This window comes from Cognatiluteimonas weifangensis (genome assembly GCF_003416885.1).
GTDB classification, from domain to species: Bacteria; Pseudomonadota; Gammaproteobacteria; order Xanthomonadales; family Xanthomonadaceae; genus Cognatiluteimonas; species Cognatiluteimonas weifangensis.
The window spans coordinates 1-1318 of record NZ_QVPD01000025.1; the positions used below are offsets into that span (position 1 = coordinate 1).

At 70.0% G+C, this 1318-nt stretch carries 1 protein-coding gene; it reads left to right on the top strand.

The features are described from left to right. Nucleotides 1-791: 791 nt before the first annotated feature. On the top strand, nucleotides 792-1318 hold a 527-nt coding region (locus D0Y53_RS12470; RefSeq protein ID WP_147319083.1), incomplete at its 3' end, for a hypothetical protein.

The following is a 1318-nucleotide window of genomic DNA, read 5'->3' on the forward strand; positions in this document are numbered from 1 at the left end:
ACAACACCTGCCCCACCGGCAGCCTCTGCGGCCAGGATCCCAAACTCGCCAACATGACCCTCGCCTCCTTCGATGCCACGCCCCTCGCCGGCAGCCCCGCCATCGACAAGGGCGCCGCTGCCTGCGTCGGCCGCGACTTCAGGGGCCCCGCTGCCGAGGCCTCCCTCTCCCGATAATTTCCCAGCCTCGGCCCCCTATCGGCCCCGGTCGCGATGCCGATGACGGGCCGGCGCGCCCTGCTGCGGGCGATGCGGTCGTTGGCCGCGGTCCGGAGCGATTCCCCTGGACGATCCGGTCGCGCCCGCGGAAAGCGCAGTCCGAGCGCGGCGGTCGCCATCCGCGCAGATCCCGTCGCATGTCCCGGTACCCGTCCGGCAGTCATCTCCGATCCCGCAATCCAGGCGACTCGCCGCCCGGCTACCTGTCGTGCGACAGGCCTTCGGCACTGGGCCGCAACTCCATCGCAAGCCGGATGGCTCGACGCAACCAGGCGACGCAGCTCTACAGCCGTCGCCACATCCAGCGCGATCGCAGACTGAATGGGCGATTCGCCGAGCGCACGCTTCACGAACCGGAATCCAGCGTGAACGTGACGCTCCGTGTCAGTACCGGAAGCCTCGCCTGACGCACTCCGGCGCTTGTTGACAGTGAAGGCGACGTGAAGTGTGAGGCGCGCCTCAATCGCGCCGCAATCGCCTTCCTAGCATCCCTCGCACAAGGGCCGTCCTTGCCAACGCCCTTGGCCCCCACTGCCCCGTGCCCCTGGCTCGTCGAAGGAGTCGCGCGTCCTCATGTCCGCTTTTTCCCTGTCCAAAGCCCTGTGTTCGCTGTTGCTGGCGCCGCTGGGCCTGATTGCCTGGAGCAGCGCCCAGGCCGCCACCACCTACTACGTGCGCACCGACGGCGGCACTGCCAGCCAGTGCACCGGCCGCGCCAATGCCCCCTACCCCGGCTCCGGCTCCGCCCAGGCCTGCGCCTGGAACCACCCCAGCGTCGCCCTGCCCGCCTCCGGCAGCCCCCGCATCGCCGGCGGCGATACCCTGCTCATCGGCGGCGGCTCCTATTCCATCGGCAGCTCCCTGCAAGCCGTCCCCAGCGGCGCTTCCACCGCCCGCACCCGCATCCTCGGCAACGCCGGCACGCCCCCCAGGCTGATCGGCAAGAACGGTATCAGCCACATCCTCAGCCTGAAGGGCAGTTCCCACGTCGAAGTCGGCAACCTGGAAATCACCGACGGCAGCGACTGCGTCTACGCCCACTCCGTCTCCAGCGTCGCCTGCACCAGCGCCACGCCCTGGGCCCGCGGCGGCATCTACGC